14 protein-coding genes are annotated in these 17,733 nt (G+C 64.2%); 8 read left to right on the top strand and 6 right to left on the bottom strand.

Annotation, left to right across the window (positions count from 1 at the left end):
• Positions 1–59: 59 nt before the first annotated feature.
• The 4 genes from rluB to ACWHVV_RS03030 all read right to left on the bottom strand — a co-directional run bounded on the left by rluB (position 60) and on the right by ACWHVV_RS03030 (position 4,666).
• The gene (gene rluB / locus ACWHVV_RS03045) at positions 60–935 is read right to left on the bottom strand and encodes a 23S rRNA pseudouridine(2605) synthase RluB (RefSeq protein ID WP_447928020.1); all 876 of its coding nucleotides are present in this window, start codon (positions 933–935) and stop codon (positions 60–62) included.
• The gene (gene scpB, locus ACWHVV_RS03040) at positions 922–1,809 is read right to left on the bottom strand and encodes an SMC-Scp complex subunit ScpB (protein WP_447928019.1); all 888 of its coding nucleotides are present in this window, start codon (positions 1,807–1,809) and stop codon (positions 922–924) included. The genes rluB and scpB overlap by 14 nt, the downstream gene beginning before the upstream one ends.
• A complete protein-coding gene (locus ACWHVV_RS03035; protein ID WP_447929113.1) occupies positions 1,806–2,675 on the bottom strand; it encodes a segregation and condensation protein A in 870 nt (289 codons plus the stop codon). Before ACWHVV_RS03035 ends, scpB begins: the two co-directional genes overlap by 4 nt.
• 200 nt (positions 2,676–2,875) lie before the next feature.
• Positions 2,876–4,666 carry a DEAD/DEAH box helicase gene (locus ACWHVV_RS03030; RefSeq protein ID WP_447928018.1) on the bottom strand — a complete coding sequence of 597 codons (1,791 nt, stop codon included), beginning with the start codon at positions 4,664–4,666 and terminating at the stop codon, positions 2,876–2,878.
• A 112-nt stretch (positions 4,667–4,778) separates the two neighbouring features.
• Between ACWHVV_RS03030 and ACWHVV_RS03025 the strand changes: the two genes are divergently transcribed.
• Positions 4,779–5,012 (top strand): hypothetical protein, encoded by a 234-nt coding sequence (locus ACWHVV_RS03025; protein ID WP_447928017.1) that lies wholly within the window; start codon positions 4,779–4,781, stop codon positions 5,010–5,012.
• Positions 5,013–5,131: 119 nt separating this feature from the next.
• Here the strand turns inward: ACWHVV_RS03025 and purL are convergent, their stop codons facing one another.
• The gene (gene purL, locus ACWHVV_RS03020; protein WP_447928016.1) at positions 5,132–9,064 is read right to left on the bottom strand and encodes a phosphoribosylformylglycinamidine synthase; all 3,933 of its coding nucleotides are present in this window, start codon (positions 9,062–9,064) and stop codon (positions 5,132–5,134) included.
• A 165-nt stretch (positions 9,065–9,229) separates the two neighbouring features.
• On the opposite strand from purL, the gene mltF reads away from it, so the two are divergent.
• The 7 genes from mltF to crtB all read left to right on the top strand — a co-directional run bounded on the left by mltF (position 9,230) and on the right by crtB (position 17,251).
• Positions 9,230–10,669 carry a membrane-bound lytic murein transglycosylase MltF gene (gene mltF, locus ACWHVV_RS03015; protein ID WP_447928015.1) on the top strand — a complete coding sequence of 480 codons (1,440 nt, stop codon included), beginning with the start codon at positions 9,230–9,232 and terminating at the stop codon, positions 10,667–10,669.
• Between the two features lie 35 nt (positions 10,670–10,704).
• The gene (locus tag ACWHVV_RS03010) at positions 10,705–11,283 is read left to right on the top strand and encodes a YtfJ family protein (RefSeq protein ID WP_447928014.1); all 579 of its coding nucleotides are present in this window, start codon (positions 10,705–10,707) and stop codon (positions 11,281–11,283) included.
• 154 nt (positions 11,284–11,437) lie between these two features.
• Positions 11,438–12,343 (top strand): polyprenyl synthetase family protein, encoded by a 906-nt coding sequence (locus tag ACWHVV_RS03005; RefSeq protein WP_447928013.1) that lies wholly within the window; start codon positions 11,438–11,440, stop codon positions 12,341–12,343.
• 21 nt (positions 12,344–12,364) lie between these two features.
• A complete protein-coding gene (locus tag ACWHVV_RS03000; protein WP_447928012.1) occupies positions 12,365–13,657 on the top strand; it encodes a glycosyltransferase in 1,293 nt (430 codons plus the stop codon).
• Positions 13,644–14,816, top strand: a complete 1,173-nt coding sequence (gene crtY, locus ACWHVV_RS02995) for a lycopene beta-cyclase CrtY (protein WP_447928011.1) — start codon at positions 13,644–13,646, stop codon at positions 14,814–14,816. The genes ACWHVV_RS03000 and crtY overlap by 14 nt, the downstream gene beginning before the upstream one ends.
• Positions 14,809–16,308: a phytoene desaturase gene (locus ACWHVV_RS02990; protein ID WP_447928010.1), complete on the top strand. Its 1,500-nt coding sequence runs from the start codon at positions 14,809–14,811 to the stop codon at positions 16,306–16,308. The genes crtY and ACWHVV_RS02990 overlap by 8 nt, the downstream gene beginning before the upstream one ends.
• Positions 16,301–17,251, top strand: a complete 951-nt coding sequence (crtB, locus tag ACWHVV_RS02985; RefSeq protein ID WP_447928009.1) for a 15-cis-phytoene synthase CrtB — start codon at positions 16,301–16,303, stop codon at positions 17,249–17,251. Before ACWHVV_RS02990 ends, crtB begins: the two co-directional genes overlap by 8 nt.
• Here the strand turns inward: crtB and ACWHVV_RS02980 are convergent.
• A complete protein-coding gene (locus ACWHVV_RS02980) occupies positions 17,178–17,723 on the bottom strand; it encodes a sterol desaturase family protein (protein ID WP_447928008.1) in 546 nt (181 codons plus the stop codon). The genes crtB and ACWHVV_RS02980 overlap by 74 nt on opposite strands.
• Between the last annotated feature and the right edge of the window lie 10 nt (positions 17,724–17,733).

Genomic DNA, 17,733 nt, shown 5'->3' with positions numbered 1-17,733 from the left:
TCATTAATCGCCACTTGCACTCTATTGACCCAACAGCAGCCAACCCATATGCGCCGGCCTTAGCCACGCTTGGGTTTGGGCTTGCGCATCGCCTGCACCGGGCGGCGCTTGTGCTTGTCGCGGCTCCAGCGGTTTTTCTCGTCCGGGGTGAGCTCGGGTACCTTGCGCGCTTCGAGCTGGGCAAGCGTTGCCAGGTCGTCGATTTCGTCCTGGTTGAGCTCGATCCACTCGCCGGCCTTGGCGCGCTTGTCCAAAAAGATATTGCCGTAGCGCACGCGCTTCAGACGGCTCACGGTCAGGCTCTGGGACTCCCACAGACGACGCACCTCGCGGTTGCGGCCTTCCATGATCACCACGTGAAACCAGGTGTTGATGCCTTCGCCGCCGAACTCCTGCACGTCGGTAAAGCGCGCCGGGCCGTCTTCGAGCATCACGCCGTCGACCATTGCCTTGATGTTCTCTTGCTTGACCTCGCCCATCACGCGTACCGCGTACTCACGCTCGACCTGGGTCGAGGGGTGCATCAAGCGGTTGGCAAGCTCGCCGTCGGTGGTGAACAGCAAAAGCCCGCTGGTGTTGATATCCAGCCGGCCAATCGCGATCCAGCGCTCGCCCTTGAGCCGCGGCAGGCGCTCGAAGACCGTACGTCGACCTTCCGGGTCCTTGCGCGTGCAAAGCTCGCCTTCGGGCTTGTTGTACATCAAAACGCGCCGGGGCACTTCGGATTCGGGGCGCAGCGAGACCGGGCGGTCGTCGAGGCTGACCTTATCGCGCTCTTCGACCCGGTCGCCAAGCTTGGCAACGTGGCCGTTGACCTTGACGCGGCCGTCACTGATCACGTTTTCCATTTCCCGGCGCGAGCCAAAGCCTGCGCGGGCCAGCACTTTTTGCAGCTTTTCGCTGCCGGGGGGTGGGGTTTGGTTATTCTGGCTCATGGTCGTCGGACCTCTTTTTCTCTGTCGTCGTGGGCTCGTCACGCTTTTGTGCCGCACGCGCCGCTAGCCGTGCCTCTAAATCGGCGAAGCTAAGCGGCGGGGTTAACGCCGTCTCGGCGTGGTGTGGGGTGAGAGCGCTCGTATCCTGAGCGCTCTCACCCGTACTGGGTGGCGCATCCTGCACGGTTTCCGGCGCCTCGTCCAGAGACTCGGACGTTTTTTCTGGCGCAGGCTTTTCGCTATCCGGTTCGCTCGAATCCAGCGGTGCGTTTTCCTGCTCGGCCGGGGCGCTGGCGTCATCGCCGATGGCAAGCTCTTCCTGCTGGGCCTCTTCCTGCCGGGCTTCTTCCTGATGGACCAGGGCGTGCATCGGCGGCAGCGCGTCCAGGGTCTTCAAACCGAAGTCGTCGAGAAAGCTGCGGGTGGTGGCGTAGACCGCCGGGCGGCCCGGCACGTCGCGGTGGCCGACCACGCGGATCCAGCCGCGCTCCATGAGCGTGCGCATGATCGAGCTCGACACGCTCACCCCGCGCACCTCTTCGATATCGCCGCGGGTGACCGGCTGGCGGTAGGCGATCAGCGCCAGCGTCTCTAAAAGCGCTCGGGAGTATCGCTGGGGGCGTTCATCCCAAAGCCTGGACACCCACCGGGAAAGCCGCGGGCGAATGCGCAGCTGAAAGCCCGAGGCGGTTTCGACCAGCTCCAGGGCGCCGGCTTCGTGGCGCTCACCCAGGCGGCCGAGCGCCTCGCGTAGCGCCCGGGGGCCCGGGCTTTCACCTTCCATAAAGAGCGTTTCGAGGCGCTCGACGGACAGCGGCTCGCCGGCCGCCAAAAGCCCCGCTTCGATGATTTCGTCGAGGGTGGTGGTGGTCACGATGGATCCTCTTCAAAAGCGTCTTGGGCGTCATCGCCTGGCTCGAAGGCGGTATTTTCCTGCGCGTCGGTCAGCGCCGCCTGGCGGGCGCGAACGTGAATGGGCGAAAGTGGCGCGTTCTGCACGATATCGATCATGGCCTCCTTGGCAAGCTCCAGAATCGCCATGAAGGTGACCACCACGCCGCCGCGCCCCTCCTCCAGAGTGAACAACGCCTCGAAAGGCGTATAGCGCCCTTGCGCGGCGTCCTCTCCCAGAATTTCCATGATTTTCAGCATGCGCTCGCGGGTGGAGAGCACCTCGCGGCCGATCTGGTGGCTTTGGGTCAGCTCCGCGCGTTTCAGAATATGAGTGAGCGCGCCCAACAGCTCGTCGAGTTCGACGTCCGGGTGAATGACCCGGGTTTCGATCGGCGGCAGCCCCGCCTGCACGCTGAACCAGTCGCGGCCCACCCGGGGCAGGGTATCGAGGGTTTCGGCGGCCTCCTTGAGCCGCTCGTACTCCTGTAGGCGACGGATCAGCTCGGCGCGCGGGTCCTCCTCTTCCTCGCCCTCCTCCTTGGGCGGGCGCGGCAGCAGCGTACGCGACTTGATCTCGGCAAGCATGGCGGCCATCAACAGATACTCTCCGGCAAGCTCGATCTGCATCGCCTTCATCAGCTCCACGTACTCGATGTACTGGTGAGTAATGGTCGCCACGTTGACGGTCAGAATATCCAGATTCTGGCGGCGGATAAGATAGAGCAGCAGATCAAGCGGCCCCTCGAAGGCCTCGAGAAACACCTTGAGCGCCTCGGGGGGAATATAGAGATCCTCGGGCATCCGGGTGATCGGCTCGTCGAAGAGCCGACCAAGCGCCTCCACCATCGGTTCATCGACGGGAGACTCTTCAGCAGAATGCTCGCTGCCGGGCTCTAGCGTTTCGCTCACGCGAGTAGGCCTGCCGGGCAGAGGGACGGTCGCATGGATAGTCGTATAGACGGCTGTATGGACGGTTGCATGGATAGTCGTAGGGACGGTTGCATGGAGAGATTCATGGACATGCGCACAGTGTAACAGCGCGCGGGCTAAGGGGCATCGCCACCGGCGTCGGCGGCCTTGCGAAAGCGCCCCTGATAGTCGAACAGCTTTTCACGAATCTGCCAGTGGCGGCCTACCTTGCGCCCCACCACGAAATCCGGGCGACGCAGCCGAGAGGCATCACCCGCGACCTCCTCGGCGCTGGTGGGTTTCCACTCGATGCCCGGCGCGCGCAGATGCTCGCGCAGAAAGCGCTGGTAAAAAGCATAGCGCTGCCCGGCGGTTTCGAGTGCGAACCACTCACTCAGGCTCGCCCCGTCCTCATCAAAGTAGGTGACCTTCAAGCGCGGTAGCCCCCGGCCGTTGGTGGTCGCCTCGACCTGCATACCGCTGACTCTTAGCACCTTGGCATCCTTGAGCTTCAGCGCATCCTTGAGTTTGTCGTCGGCGTCGACCAGCAGCGTCTGGCAGCCATTGCAGCGCCTGGCGGCAATGTCGTTCTCGGCGCCGCACTGCTCGCATACCTTGAAGCGAAAGCGAAAATCGCACTGTTGGCGTCGGCCCTGGTCGTCCTCGATGAGCCCCTGGCAGCGTCGTCCGAAGTGCTCGATGACCAGCTCGCCGTCGCGCTTGCCCCAAAAGAGATTGGCGTGCTCGCAGGCCGGGCAAATCACCTGCACCGGCTCGCTGTCGCTATCGGGTTTGGGCTCACCGACCTCCGGGGCGTACAGGTTCCAGGGGTTGCCGGCGTAGTCGAGCACCAGGCAGTCCTCCTTGCCTGGCGATAACCTGAGCCCGCGCCCGACGATCTGCTGATAAAGACTCACCGACTCGGTGGGCCGTAAAATCGCGATCACATCGACGTGAGGGGCGTCAAAGCCAGTGGTCAGCACCGAGACATTGACCAGGTACTTGAGCGCGCGCGCCTTGAACGCCGCGATCAGTCGCTCGCGCTCCTGGGCCGGGGTGGCGCCGGTGATCAGCGCAGCCTGCTGTGCCGGAAGGTAACTTGCGACCTCCTCGGCGTGGGCGACGGTGGCGGCGAAAATCATCACGCCCTGGCGCGTCTCGGCGCGCTCGACGATCTGAGCCACGATCCCCGGCGTCGCCCGACTGCCCGCCACCACCTCGTTGAGCGCTTTTTCGGGAAACAGGCCGTTTTGCGCCGGCGCGAGCGCCGAGAAGTCATAGCCCGCAACGGCCATATCCAGGCGCTCCGGCGGGGTCAGGTAATGCTGTTTGACCATTAGGCGAAGCGGCTGCTCGAACACGCAGTCGGTGAAAAAGCACGCCTCACTGCCGCGCACCATGCCGTGGTAGTGGCGATGGTAGATAAACCCCTGACCCAGCCGGTAGGGCGTGGCGGTCAAGCCTAGAATCTTGAGGTTTGGGTTCTGGCGCTGAAGATGGTCGATCACCTGACGGTAGCTCGACTCCTTCTCCAGCGAGACCCGGTGGCACTCGTCGATCACCAGCAGCGTGAAGTTTTCATCAACGAAGGATTCGAGGTTGCGCACCACCGACTGCACCGAGCCAAACACCACCTGGCGGCTCGCCTCTTTGCGCGAAAGCCCCGCGCTGAAGATATCCGCCTCGAGCCCGTAGGCCTGGTACTTGGCGTGATTTTGTTCGACCAGCTCGCGCACGTGGGCGAGCACCAGCACCCGCCCCCGGGCAAGCCTTGCAAGTTCGGCAATCACCAGGGATTTACCGCTGCCGGTGGGCAGCACCACCACGCCAGGATCGCTTGTCCCGCGAAAATGTTCGATGACCCGCTCTACCGCCTGGCGCTGATAACCACGCAGTGTAGGAAAGGCCGATGCCGCGTTTTCAACCAACTAGTTAGCCTGCTATTGAACTTTTTGCCAGAATGTGAATCACACCCCCAGGGAGACAGGGATAACATTTTTTAATTTCTTGCGGATGTAAGACGTCATGAAGGAGTATGCCATGTCTACCAACCACTTTAGCGCCGATTGCCCCTCCTGCGGTAGCCGGTTGAAACGCTTGCCCGCCACCCGCCGCAACACGGTCCACGTCTACTGTATGGACTGCGGTCACGACTTTGGCCGCTACGAAGCCATGGTCGAACGCTATCAAAAGAGCCTGAGTCATCTCGAAGACGAGCTGGGCATTGCGGCTGTCGACCGGCGCCAACACGCCCCCTCCCATCCGCTTGAATAGATGAGTGCAACAGGTTGACCGCTATTATGAACCGTCACGACAAAGCGGTGACAGGAACGCATCCTGTCACCGCTTTTTTTACGCCTGAAACGCCTTAACGCTCACTTATCAACGAGGGTCTAGCCAAGCCAGGTGCGCGCGTTGCGAAACAGGCGTAGCCAGGCGCCGTCCTCGGTCCACTCGCTGGGCCGCCAGGAGTTGGTGACCGCGCGGGTCACTCGTTCCGGGTGCGGCATCATGATCGTTACCCGGCCATCCGGCGTGGTGAGGCCGGTAATACCCGACGGCGAGCCGTTGGGGTTGGCCGGATAGCGCGTGGTGACCTGGCCGTAGTGATCGATATAGCGCAGCGCGATCTGGCTCGACGACTGCATCTGGCGCAGGTGGGCGCTGTCACGAAACTCCGCGCGGCCTTCACCGTGGGCCACGGCGATGGGCAGCGTCGAGCCTTCCATACCTTTGAGTAGAATCGAGGGGCTTTTCTCGACCCGCACCATGGAGACCCGCGCCTCGAACTGCTCGGATTCGTTGCGCACGAAGGACGGCCAACTCTCGGCCCCCGGAATCAGCGGTTTGAGCTGCGAAAGCATCTGACAGCCGTTGCACACGCCAAGGGTAAAGGTGTCGTCGCGGCCAAAGAAACCGGCGAACTGCTCCCGGGCGCGTTCGTTGAAAAGTATCGACTTCGCCCAGCCGCCGCCGGCACCGAGCACGTCACCAAACGAGAAGCCACCGCAGGCGACCAGGCCCTTGAACTCGTCCAACGACACGCGGCCCTCGAGGATATCGCTCATGTGGACGTCGACGGCCTCAAACTTCGCCTTGTCGAACGCCCAGGCCATCTCGACCTGGCCGTTGACGCCCTGCTCGCGCAGCACCGCGACCGCGGGCCTGGCGGTGTTGACGAAAGGCGCACTGATGTCTTCGTTCACATCGAAGCTGGGCGCGGCGCTGAGACCAGGATCGCGCACGTCCATCAGGCTGTCGAACTCGTTTTTCGCGCATTCGGGGTTATCGCGCAGCGCCTGCATGCGGTAGCTAGTTTCCGACCAGGTGCGCTGGGTCAACTGCCGGGTGGTTTCCAGAAGCGGCTCTTCGAACAGCGTGACCCGCACCTGGTCGTCGTAGCGCGGCCTTGCGATCACACCGCAGGTTTCGATACCCGCGACGGCGAACTGGGTGAGCACCTCTTCGGTGTGCTGGCGGTTGACCTGAATCACCGCGCCCAGCTCCTCGGAAAACAGCGCGTTGAGCGCCTCTACCGGCTCGTCGACCATCCAGTCGAGCTTGATCTCGAGCCCCGCGTGGGCGGCAAACGCCATCTCGAGCAGCGTGACGAGCAGACCACCGTCGCTTCTGTCGTGGTAGGCCAGCAGCTTGCCATCGCGGTTGAGCCCCTGGATCACTTCAAAGAAAGCCTTGATGTCTTCCGGGTCATCGACATCCGGGCAAGTGTCGCCCAGTTGGCCATACACCTGAGCCAACGCCGAGCCGCCCAGCCGGTTCTGGCCGCCGCCCAGGTCGATCAGGATCAGGTCCGACTCGTCCTGCTCCATGTTGATCTGCGGGGTCAGGGTCGCCAGCGCGTCGGTGACCGGCGCAAAGCCCGTGACGACCAGCGAAAGCGGCGAGGTAATGCTCTTCTCCTCCGCTTCGCCCTTGGCGTTCTCGCCCTGCCAAGCGGTGTGCATGGACATCGAGTCCTTACCCACCGGCACGGCGATGCCAAGCTGAGGGCAAAGCTCCATGCCGACCGCGTATACGGCATCGAACAGCGCCTGATTTTCGCCGGGGCGGTCCGCCGCGCTCATCCAGTTGGCGGAGAGCTTGATGTCCGAGAGCTTGCCGATGGGGGCAGCCGCCAGGTTGGTGATCGACTCCGCCACCGCCAAACGGGCGCTGGCCGCCGCGTCGATCAGCGCCACCGGCGGGCGCTCGCCCATCGCCATGGCCTCACCGGCGTGGGTGTCGAAGCTTGCGGTGGTCACGGCGACATCCGCCACCGGCACCTGCCAGGGGCCGACCATCTGGTCGCGGGCGACCTGGCCTGTGATCGAGCGATCGCCAATGGTGATCAGAAAGCTTTTCGAGGCCACCGCGGGCAGGCGCAGCACCCGGTCCAGCGCTTCGCGCAGGTCCAGGTTGTCGAGCATCACCCCGGAGAGCTCCGGTGTCTGCCGGGTGAATTCGCGCTGCATCTTCGGCGCCTTGCCGAACAGCACGCTCATGGGCAAATCGACGGGCTTGCTCTCGAAGTGGCCGTCGCGCACTTCCAGGTGGTGCTCTTCCAGCGCCTCGCCGACCACCGCATAAGGGCAGCGCTCGCGCTTACAGAACGCCTCGAAGGTATCGAGGTCTTCCGGCGCCACGGCCAGCACGTAGCGCTCCTGGGCTTCGTTGCACCAGATTTCCAGCGGGCTCATGCCCGGCTCCGCGTTGGGTACGGCGCGCAGGTCGAAAAGCCCGCCGCGGTTGCCGTCCTTGACCAGTTCCGGCAGGGCGTTGGAGAGCCCGCCGGCGCCGACATCGTGAATGAAGCGGATCGGGTTTTTATCCCCCATCGCCCAGCAGCGGTCGATCACTTCCTGAGCGCGGCGCTCCATTTCCGGGTTTTCGCGCTGCACCGAGGCGAAGTCGAGATCCGCGCTCGAGGTGCCGGAGGTCACGCTCGATGCCGCGCCGCCGCCCAAACCGATCAACATGGAGGGCCCGCCCATCACGATCAGCTTGCCCCCGATGGGGATATCGCCTTTTTGAACGTGCTGGGCGCGAATGTTGCCAAAGCCCCCGGCGATCATGATCGGCTTGTGGAAACCGCGGCGCTTGATGGCGTCACCGCTGAGCGTGTCCTGCTCGTAGGTGCGAAAGTAGCCGGTCAAATTCGGGCGGCCGAACTCGTTGTTGAACGCCGCCCCGCCGATGGGTCCGTCGAGCATGATCGAAAGCGCCGACTGCATGCGCTCGGGCTTGCCGTAATCGAAGGCCTCCCAGGGCTGGACGAATTCGGGAATACGCAGGTTGGACACGGTAAAGCCGGCAAGCCCCGCCTTGGGTTTGCCGCCGATGCCGGTGGCGCCCTCGTCGCGAATCTCGCCGCCGGAGCCGGTGGCCGCTCCTGGAAACGGCGCGATGGCCGTCGGGTGGTTGTGGGTCTCCACCTTCATCAGAATGTGGATCGGCTCCTGATGGGCCCCGTATTGAGCGCGCTCGCCCGCCGCCCCGGTCAAGGGTGTGGGGAAAAAGCGCCCGGCCTGGCTGCCCTTGATCACCGCGGCGTTGTCGCTGTAAGCCGAGAGCACGTTGTCCGGCGAAGTAGCGAAGGTGTTCTTGATCATCTTGAAAAGCGACTGAGGCTGCTCTTCGCCGTCGATCAGCCAGTCGGCGTTGAAGATCTTGTGGCGGCAGTGCTCGGAGTTCGCCTGGGCGAACATCATCAGCTCGACGTCGCTTGGGTTGCGGTTGAGCTCACCGAAGGCATCGACCAGGTAGTCGATCTCGTCGTCGGTCAACGCCAGGCCAAGTTCCTGGTTGGCCACCGCCAGTGCCTCGCGCCCGCCGCCCAGGATGTCCACGGCGCCGAGCGGAGCCGGGTCCAGCCGCGTGAAGAGCTTTTGGGCTTCACTGGCCTCCCACAGCACGGTTTCGGTCATCCGGTCGTGAAGCGCCTCGGCGATCAAGACTTTGCTCTGCTCGTCGAGTCCCTCGCCCCCTACGCGATACTCGATACCCCGCTCGATACGGCGCACGCTGGATAGCCCGCAACTATGCGCGATATCCGTCGCCTTGGTGGACCAGGGCGACTGGGTGCCCAGCCGTGGTACGACCCATAGCCGAAGCGCGTTTTGGACCTCCTCGCCGGCGCTGAAGCTTCCGTAGTCCAGAAGACTTGCCAGACGCGTTTGCGCAAAATCCGTCAATGGCTCGGCGCAATCGGCAAAGTGGACGTAGTGGGCGGCCAGGGCCGTTACCTCGGGAACGCGTTCACGCAGCGCTTTTAAAAGCCGGTCATGACGGAAGGCAGAAAGGGCGGGCGCGCCTCGCAGTTCGAGCATATCTGGGGGCCTCTAAAGCAAAGAGAGTTCGAGCGGGAAATCACCAAGCCGCAGTGCGACAATCCCGCCATGATACTGGAAAGCGGCTTTGATACGAAATCGACAAGGTGACAGTGACTACCAGGCTGGGTATGGTGACTGCCTGTTTTACATCGACCACGCCCCATGCCGACACTCTATTGCCGACACTTTCTCGCCTACTATCGCCTCTACTGGGCACTGCTCAGTATTGTATGGCTGGTAATGGTGCCCGTGACCGCCGGCAAAACGCCCCAGGAACACCTAAACCGCGTGCTGGAAAAGGATTTCATCACCGCGCACACCCGCACCACGCCGACCACCTACTACGAGGGCCGCCAGGGCCCCACCGGCTTCGAGTACGAGCTGGTGCACGCCTTTGCCGAGCACCTGGGCGTTAGCCTCAACCTTGACGCCCGCCACGCACCGGAAGAGGTGCTCGACGCCGTGCGCGAGCGTGGCGACATCGGCACCTCGGCGCTGCCGCTCTCGCCGTCGACCCCCGGCATTCACTACACCCGGGCGATCATCGACATGCAGCCACTGGTGGTCTACCGCCGCGGGCTGTACGCAATCAACACGCCCCAGGACCTGGTCGGGCTCGAAGTGGGTACGCTAAGCGCCACCGGCACCGAGCGGACCCTGCAAACCCTCGAAGACTCGGTACCAGGCCTTGAATGGCAGGTGCTGGAAGAGAGCGAAATTGCCGAGCTGCTGGCAAGCGTCGAGTCCGGAAAACTCGACGCCGCGGTGATCTTCGACCATCAGTTTCGCGTCAACCGGCTGTTCTTTCCCAACGTCGAGCGGGGGTTCGCCATTGGCGAGCCGCTGTCCCTTGCCTGGGCCCTGCCGGCAGGCCAGGGGCTTGGCCTGCTCGACGCCGCCAACCGCTTTTTGGACGAGCAGCGCGAAAACGGCGTGCTGGATCGCTTGATCGATCGTTACTTCGGCCACGACGACTACCTCGAATACGTCGGCACGCGCACGTTTCTGGGCCACCTGGACGAGCGTTTGCCCGAGTTCGCGCCGCTGTTCAAACGGGCCGCCGAAACCACCGGCTTCGACTGGAAACTGCTGGCCGCAGTGGGCTACCAGGAGTCTCACTGGGACCCGGAGGCGGTCTCGCCCACCGGCGTGCGGGGCGTGATGATGCTGACCCACCCGACCGCCAGCGACATGGGCGTGCAAAACCGCCGCGATCCGGCGCAGAGTATCGACGGCGGGGCACGCTATTTGAGAAGCCTGGAAGAGCGCCTGCCCGACGACATCACCGGCGAAGACCGCCTTTACATGGCGATGGCCGCCTACAACGTGGGGCTTGGCCACCTGTACGACGCCCGCGACATTACCCGCCGCCGCGGCGGCGACCCGGGCCTTTGGGCAGACGTACGCGAGTCGCTGCCGCTTTTGCAGCAGCGCCGATGGCACAGCCAGACCCGCTACGGCTACGCTCGGGGCGGCGAGCCGGTGATCTACGTGCGCAACATCCGCCGTTACTACGAAATGCTGAGCTACGTCGAGCGCAGCCGCCAGCAGTTTTTCCGGCTCGACCAGACAGGCCTTGCCAGCACCGGCGCGCTGCCTTGACCATACCCCTCCCCGTCATCAGCCCGGAGAAGAGCATGATGCGACCCTTTTTGAATGTCACCGCCGGCCGCTGGGCCTTTGCCGCCGCGCTATGGATAGCCAGCACCCTGGCGCCCGCCGCCGCGTTTGAACAGGGCGAACCGGTCACCCCGGTACGCGTGGCGGACCGCGGCGAGCTGGTATTGTCAGATGGCGCCCTCAGGTATCAGGCCTGGGACAGCGCCGAGCTTTCCGGCCAGGTGGGCGTGGTGCTTCACGTTGCGGGGCGGCTTTCGGCCAAGGATCTGAACACGCCGATCATCGAGGCGATCGAAGCCGCGGACTTTCCCAATGAGCGCTTTCAAACCACCACGATCATCAACACCGACGACGCGGTATTCGGCAGCGCCATGTTCGTACGCCGTAGCGTCGAAAGCAGCAAACGCGATGTCCCCACCGTTCAATTCGTGGTGGACGAGTCGAGTGCGGTACAAAACGCCTGGAACCTGGAACGCGGCGGCTCGGCAGTCGTGGTACACGACGATGCCGGGCGCGTACGCTTTGCCAAGGACGGCCCGCTGACGCTTTACGAAGTCAACCACGTCATGGAGCTGCTCCACGCCATGCTCGAGTAAGGCGGCATTGACTTTCCCGCCTCGCCCCTTGATGTTAAAACTCTTTTTACAATCGCAGTGGCGCGGGCAAAGCCCCTTTGACCGGCGAACAGCGCGGGCTTTGCCTTTCACGCCCGCCACTGCCATGAACAATGAAATCCCAGGGACCGCTTCAATGAACGCCGACGCCGACCAACTGTTACGCCATGAAGATGAGATCCAGACGCTGCGCGAGTCGCTGGAGAAGCGCCTGGATCACTGGCTGCCCGAAGGCCCCCGCCACGACCTGGTCGCCAACGCCATGCGCGAGGCCACGCTTACGCCGGGCAAACGGGTGCGTCCGCTGCTGTTACTTCTGACCGCGCAGGATCTGGGGGTGCAGACCGAACTCGACGGCCTGCTGGATCTCGCCTGCGCGGTGGAGATGGTTCACGCCGCCTCGCTGATCCTCGATGACATTCCCTGTATGGACAACGCCAACCTGCGCCGCGGAAGGCCCACCATTCACCGCCAGTTCGGCGAGAGCGTGGCCATTTTGGCCGCCGTGGCGCTTTTGAGCCGCGCCTACGCCATGGTGGCCGAGGCCCCGGGCCTTGGCGGCGAGCGCCGCGCCGCTGCGGTGGCGGCCCTGGCCCGCGCAGTGGGTCTGCAAGGCCTGGTGCAGGGCCAGTTCCTCGATTTGAGCGAAGGGGACAAGGCGCGGGACGTCGATTCGATCCTGACCGCCAACGAGCTCAAAACCGGCATGCTGTTCAACGCGACGCTGTCGCTTGCCACGCTAGCCGCGGAGGCCGACGAAAGCGCCACCCACACCCTCGAGCTTTTTGCCCAGGAGCTCGGCCAGGCCTTTCAACTGATCGACGACCTGGCCGATGGGCTGAGCGGTACCGGCAAGGACGCCCACCAGGACGCCGGCAAATCGACACTGGTGGCAACGCTTGGCGAGCGCGCGGTACGCGAGCGCCTGGACGACCACCTGACCCGCGCCGATACCCATCTTCGCAGAGCCTGCCCAGCGGGCAGCCGCACCCGGCAGTTCGTCCACGCCTGGTTCACCCAGCAGCTCGCCGTACTCGGCTAGCGCGAGAGGGGGCACGCACCCATGAGCCATTATGCGGTCGTGGCACCACCGCTTTACAGCCACGTCAAAGCCCTCGAGGCGCTCAGCGTCCGGCTGATAGAGCGCGGCCACCAGATCACCTTCGTTCATCAAGCGGACGCCCGGCCGCTGATGGGCGACGAACGCATCGGCTTCGCCGTGGTGGGCCGTGAAAGCCACCCGCAAGGGCGTATGGCGCAAACGCTCTCACGGCTCGCCAACCCCGGAGGCGTTGGCCTTTTTGCCATGATCCGCGACCTGGCCGATACCACGGACATGCTTTGCCGCGAGCTTCCCGCCGCGCTCGAACGCCTTGGCGTGGACGGCGTGATTGCCGACCAGATGGAGCCGGCGGGCGCCATCGTGGCCGAAGGGCTCGGGCTGCCCTTCGTCTCGATCGCCTGCGCGCTGCCGGTCAACCGCGAGGCGCACCTGCCGCTTCCCGTCATGCCCTTTCGTTTTGCCGAGACCGACCAGGCCCGCGGCATGTACGCCACCAGCGAACGCATCTACGACCGGCTGATGGGCCGCCACGCAAAGGTAGTGGCGCGCCACGCCCAGGCGTTTGGCTTGACGCCGCGCCACGCGCTCCACGAGTGTTTGTCGCCGCTTGCCCAAATCAGCCAAACGCCGCTGGCTTTCGACTTCCCGCGTCATCGACTGCCCGAGACCTTTCACGCCGTCGGGCCACTGCGCCTGCCGCCAGGGCCCTCGACGAACCGGCGCTTGGAGACGCTGGATTTACCCGAGCGCTTCGTGTTCGCCTCGCTGGGCACGCTGCAGGGCCACCGCATCCAGCTTTTTAAAAAAATCGCCCGGGCCTGTAAGATGCAAAAGGCCCCGCTTTTGATCGCCCACTGCGGCAAGCTAAGCGCCGCGCAAGAAACCGCGCTTGGCGCGGCAGGCGCCACGGCGGTGGTCGATTTCGTCGATCAGGGCGCCGCCCTTGCCCGCGCTGAGGCGGTGATCACCCACGGCGGGCTCAATACCGTGGTGGATGCCATCGAGCACGCCACCCCGATCCTTGCGGTGCCGCTGGCGTTCGACCAGCCCGGCGTGGCGGCCCGGGTGCTCTACCACGGCCTGGGCGAGCGCGCGTTCAGCGTCTCGCGCACGGCCACCTTTGCCCAAAAGCTCGCAGCGCTGAAGACGGACCCGGCGTACAAGACGCATCTTGGCCGACTCCAGGCGCCGCTACGCGCCGCGGGCGGGGCTGAGCGCGCCGCCGCCATCACCGAGCAGGCGCTCTCCACCGGGCAGCCGGTTTTCGCGGAGACGACCCATGCAGCAGTATGACCTCATTCTCGTCGGCGCGGGCCTGGCCAACGCCCTGATCGCCTGGCGCCTGACCCAGCGCCAGCCAGGCCTTAAGCTGCTGGTCATCGAAGCGGGGGATACACCCGGGGGCAACCATACCTGGTCGTTTCACGCGGGGGATCTTTCGAGTGAGCAGCACGCCTGGCTTGCGCCTTTGGTGGCGCACCGCTGGCCGGATTACGAAGTGCGCTTTCCCGCCTTCGAGCGCACCCTCGAAAGCGGCTACCTGAGCATTACCTCCGCGCGCTTTGCCCGGGTAGTGACCGACGCCCTGGGCGAAAGGCTCTTAACCAACACCAACGTCGCCAGCCTAACCCCGCAAAGCGTAACGCTGGAAGATGCCACCGTGCTCGAGGCCCAGGCGGTGATCGATGGCCGCGGCCAGGCCAAAAGCCCGCACCTGAGCGTCGGCTTTCAGTCCTTCGTGGGCCAGCAGTGGCGCCTTTCAAAGCCCCACGGCCTGGCGCGCCCACGCATGATGGATGCCGCGGTGGATCAAGGCAGTGGCTATCGTTTCGTGTACAGCCTGCCGCTTTCCGACGACACGCTTTTAATCGAAGACACCCACTACGTGGATGATAAAGGCCTCGACGCCCCCCGCGCCCGGGAGAACATCGCCCGCTACGCCCAGGCCCAGGGCTGGGCGCTCGAGACGCTGGAGCGCGAAGAGCTCGGTCATTTACCGATTACCCTCGACGGCGATATCGATGCGTTCTGGAAAGCGCTCGACGGTCAGCCCGTCAGCGGTTTGCGGGCCGGGCTTTTTCACGCCACCACCGGCTATTCGCTGCCCCACGCGGTGGCGCTTGCCGACCTGATCGCCGCGCAGAAAGACCTGAGCGCCGAGGCGCTTTCGGGGCTAATCGAGCGTTACGCCAGAAGGCGCTGGCGCGAGCAGCGGTTTTTCCGCATGCTCAACCGTATGCTGTTCCTGGCCGGCCGCCCGGAGCGGCGCTGGCAGGTCATGCAGCGTTTTTACGGGCTCAATGGCGCCCTGATCGACCGATTTTACGCGGGCACGACCACCCTTTTCGACAAGGCGCGCATCGTCTCCGGAAAGCCGCCGGTGCCCATTCGAGAGGCCATCCCGGCCGTGCTTAAACAAACTCCTCGGCTGCGAGCCTTCAAAGATGACTAAAACGATCGTAATTGGCGCGGGCTTTGGTGGCCTGGCGCTGGCCATCCGGCTGCAGGCGGCGGGCATTCCGACGCTTCTGCTCGAGCAACGCGACAAGCCCGGCGGGCGCGCCTATGTCTACGAGGACGAAGGGTTCGTGTTCGACGCCGGCCCCACGGTGATCACCGACCCCAGCGCCATCGAGGAGCTTTTTAAGCTTGCGGGGAAATCCATCGGTGAGTACGTCGAGCTTTTGCCGGTCACGCCCTTCTACCGGCTCTGCTGGGAGTCCGGCGAAGTCTTCAACTACGACAACGACCAGCAAAGCCTCGAGACCCAGATCGAACACTTCAACCCGGCGGACGTCGAGGGTTACCGGCGCTTTCTAACCTACTCCCAGGCGGTCTTCATTGAGGGCTACGTCAAACTCGGCACGGTGCCGTTTCTCCACTTTCGCGACATGCTGCGCGCCGCCCCTCAACTGGCAAAACTCGAGGCCTGGAAGAGCGTCTACGCCAAGGTATCGACCTTCATCGAGGACGAACACCTGCGCCAGGCGTTTTCGTTTCACTCCCTGCTGGTCGGCGGCAACCCCTTTGCCACCTCGTCGATCTATACGCTGATCCATGCGCTGGAGCGCAAGTGGGGCGTGTGGTTTCCGCGCGGGGGCACCGGCGCTTTGGTGCAGGGCATGGCGAAGCTCTTCGAGGACCTGGGCGGGGAAATCGCGCTCAACGCGAAGGCCGAGCGCATCGAGGCGGACGGTAACCATATCAACGCCGTCAAACTTTCTGATGGCCGCGAGATACCCGCCCGCGCCGTGGCCTCCAACGCCGACGTGGTGCACACCTACGAAAAGCTATTGGGCCACCACCCGGTCGGCGCCTCCCGCGCTAAAAAACTCAAGCGCAAGCGCATGAGCAACTCGCTGTTCGTGCTCTATTTCGGGCTCGATCACAACCACACCCAGCTGGCCCACCATACGGTCTGCTTCGGGCCGCGCTACCGGGAGTTGATCGACGAAATCTTCTCAAGCGACAGCCTGGCCGAGGACTTCTCGCTCTACCTGCACGCGCCGTGCGTCACCGACCCCTCGCTTGCCCCAGAGGGCTCGGGTAGCTACTACGTGCTGGCCCCGGTGCCGCACCTGGGCACCGCGGATCTCGACTGGGACGTGGAAGGCCCGAAGCTTCGCGAGCGCATCTTCGATTACCTGGAAAAGCACTACATGCCGGGGCTCAGAAGCCAGCTGGTGACCCATCGCATGTTCACGCCGTTTGATTTTCGCGACACGCTCAGCGCCCATCAGGGCTCGGCATTCTCGATCGAGCCGATTCTCACCCAAAGCGCCTGGTTTCGCCCCCACAACCTGGACAGCAAGATCGACAACCTGTACCTGGTCGGCGCGGGTACCCACCCGGGCGCGGGCATTCCCGGCGTGATCGGCTCGGCCAAGGCGACGGCAGGTTTGATGGTGGAGAGGCTATCAATAGAGACACCAGGCAATGAGTGAAGCGCTTCTGGATCACGCCACCGTCACCATGGCGGCGGGCTCGAAAAGCTTTGCCAGCGCCTCCCGGCTGTTCGATCCGCAAACGCGCCGCAGTGCGCTGATGCTCTACGCCTGGTGCCGCCACTGCGATGACGTGATCGACGACCAGACCCTGGGATTCAACAACCCGGCAAACGACACCCAGGATAGCGAAGCCGAAAAGGCCGCCAGTGAAGCGCGCCTGACCGAGCTCAAGGCGCAAACCGAGCGCGCCTTTGCAGGCGAATCTATGGAAGAGCCCGCTTTCGCTGCCTTTCAGGAGGTGGCGCTGGCCCACGAGATTCCTCCCTCCCAGGCCTTCGATCACCTGGAAGGCTACGCCATGGACGTGCGCGACGAGCGCTATGAAACGTTGGAGGACACGCTGCGCTACTGCTACCACGTGGCCGGGGTGGTGGGCTTGATGATGGCGCGGGTGATGGGCGTTCGCGACGAAGCCGTGCTTGATCGCGCCTGCGATCTGGGCCTGGCGTTTCAGTTGACCAACATCGCCCGGGATATCGTCGAGGACGCCGAGGCCGGGCGCTGCTACGTGCCCGCCCAGTGGCTGCGCGATGAGGGCATGACCCAAGCGGATATTCTCGACCCGGCTTACCGGGAGGCGCTTGCCCGCGTGGCGACGCGACTGATTCAGGCTGCTGAGCCCTACTACGCCTCGGCGCGCATTGGCATCCAGGCGCTGCCGCTGCGCTCGGCCTGGGCGATCGCCACCGCACTCGGGGTGTATCGTAAAATCGGCGTAAAGGTGACCAGCGCCGGGGCGGGCGCCTGGGACCGGCGCCTGAGCACCGGCCGAGGCGAGAAAGCGTCGCTTTTGCTATGGGGCGGGACTAGCGCGCTTGGCTCTCGCGCTCGGAAGGCGTCGCCTGAGCGCCCTTTGAGGCTTTGGCAGCGCCCGCGTTAGCTTTTTGGCCGTGGCGGCTTTTCAGCGTTCGTTCGAGCTTGTCGACCGGCGGGGCATAAATGAAGCCGAAGGAGACGCAGTCGTGGCGCCCCTTGACCGCGTGGTGCAGCCGGTGCGCCTTGTAGAGGCGCTTTAGATAGCCGCGCCGGGGGATGAGACTAAACGGCCAGCGCTTGTGTACCAATCCATCGTGAAGCACGAAGTAAATCATGCCGTAAGCGGTCATGCCCGCGCCGATCCACTGTAGCGGCCAGGCCCCGGCGGTGCCGTAGGCGATGAGCGCGATGGCCAACGCCGCCGCGACCACCGCGTACAGGTCGTTGAGCTCGAACCAGCCCGTGCGCGGTTCGTGGTGAGAGCGGTGCCACCCCCATCCCCAGCCGTGCATGATGTACTTATGCGAAAGCGTGGCCACCACTTCCATGGCGGCGATGGTCGCGAGCACGATCAAAACGTTGAGTAGCACGTACATCTTGTCTCCC

The organism is Vreelandella sp. EE27 (genome assembly GCF_968206495.1).
This window is presented reverse-complemented; position numbering and strand designations above follow the sequence as displayed.

What these genes read in the sequence shown, in the direction of transcription:
- rluB (WP_447928020.1), bottom strand. Translation starts at nt 935, where the DNA reads ATGAGCCAGAATAACCAAACCCCACCCCCCGGCAGCGAAAAGCTGCAA.
- ACWHVV_RS03035 (WP_447929113.1), bottom strand. Translation starts at nt 2,675, where the DNA reads ATGGTGGAGGCGCTTGGTCGGCTCTTCGACGAGCCGATCACCCGGATG.
- ACWHVV_RS03025 (WP_447928017.1), top strand. Translation starts at nt 4,779, where the DNA reads ATGTCTACCAACCACTTTAGCGCCGATTGCCCCTCCTGCGGTAGCCGG.
- purL (WP_447928016.1), bottom strand. Translation starts at nt 9,064, where the DNA reads ATGCTCGAACTGCGAGGCGCGCCCGCCCTTTCTGCCTTCCGTCATGAC.
- mltF (WP_447928015.1), top strand. Translation starts at nt 9,230, where the DNA reads ATGCCGACACTCTATTGCCGACACTTTCTCGCCTACTATCGCCTCTAC.
- ACWHVV_RS03010 (WP_447928014.1), top strand. Translation starts at nt 10,705, where the DNA reads ATGATGCGACCCTTTTTGAATGTCACCGCCGGCCGCTGGGCCTTTGCC.
- ACWHVV_RS03005 (WP_447928013.1), top strand. Translation starts at nt 11,438, where the DNA reads ATGAACGCCGACGCCGACCAACTGTTACGCCATGAAGATGAGATCCAG.
- ACWHVV_RS03000 (WP_447928012.1), top strand. Translation starts at nt 12,365, where the DNA reads ATGAGCCATTATGCGGTCGTGGCACCACCGCTTTACAGCCACGTCAAA.
- crtY (WP_447928011.1), top strand. Translation starts at nt 13,644, where the DNA reads ATGCAGCAGTATGACCTCATTCTCGTCGGCGCGGGCCTGGCCAACGCC.
- ACWHVV_RS02990 (WP_447928010.1), top strand. Translation starts at nt 14,809, where the DNA reads ATGACTAAAACGATCGTAATTGGCGCGGGCTTTGGTGGCCTGGCGCTG.
- crtB (WP_447928009.1), top strand. Translation starts at nt 16,301, where the DNA reads ATGAGTGAAGCGCTTCTGGATCACGCCACCGTCACCATGGCGGCGGGC.
- ACWHVV_RS02980 (WP_447928008.1), bottom strand. Translation starts at nt 17,723, where the DNA reads ATGTACGTGCTACTCAACGTTTTGATCGTGCTCGCGACCATCGCCGCC.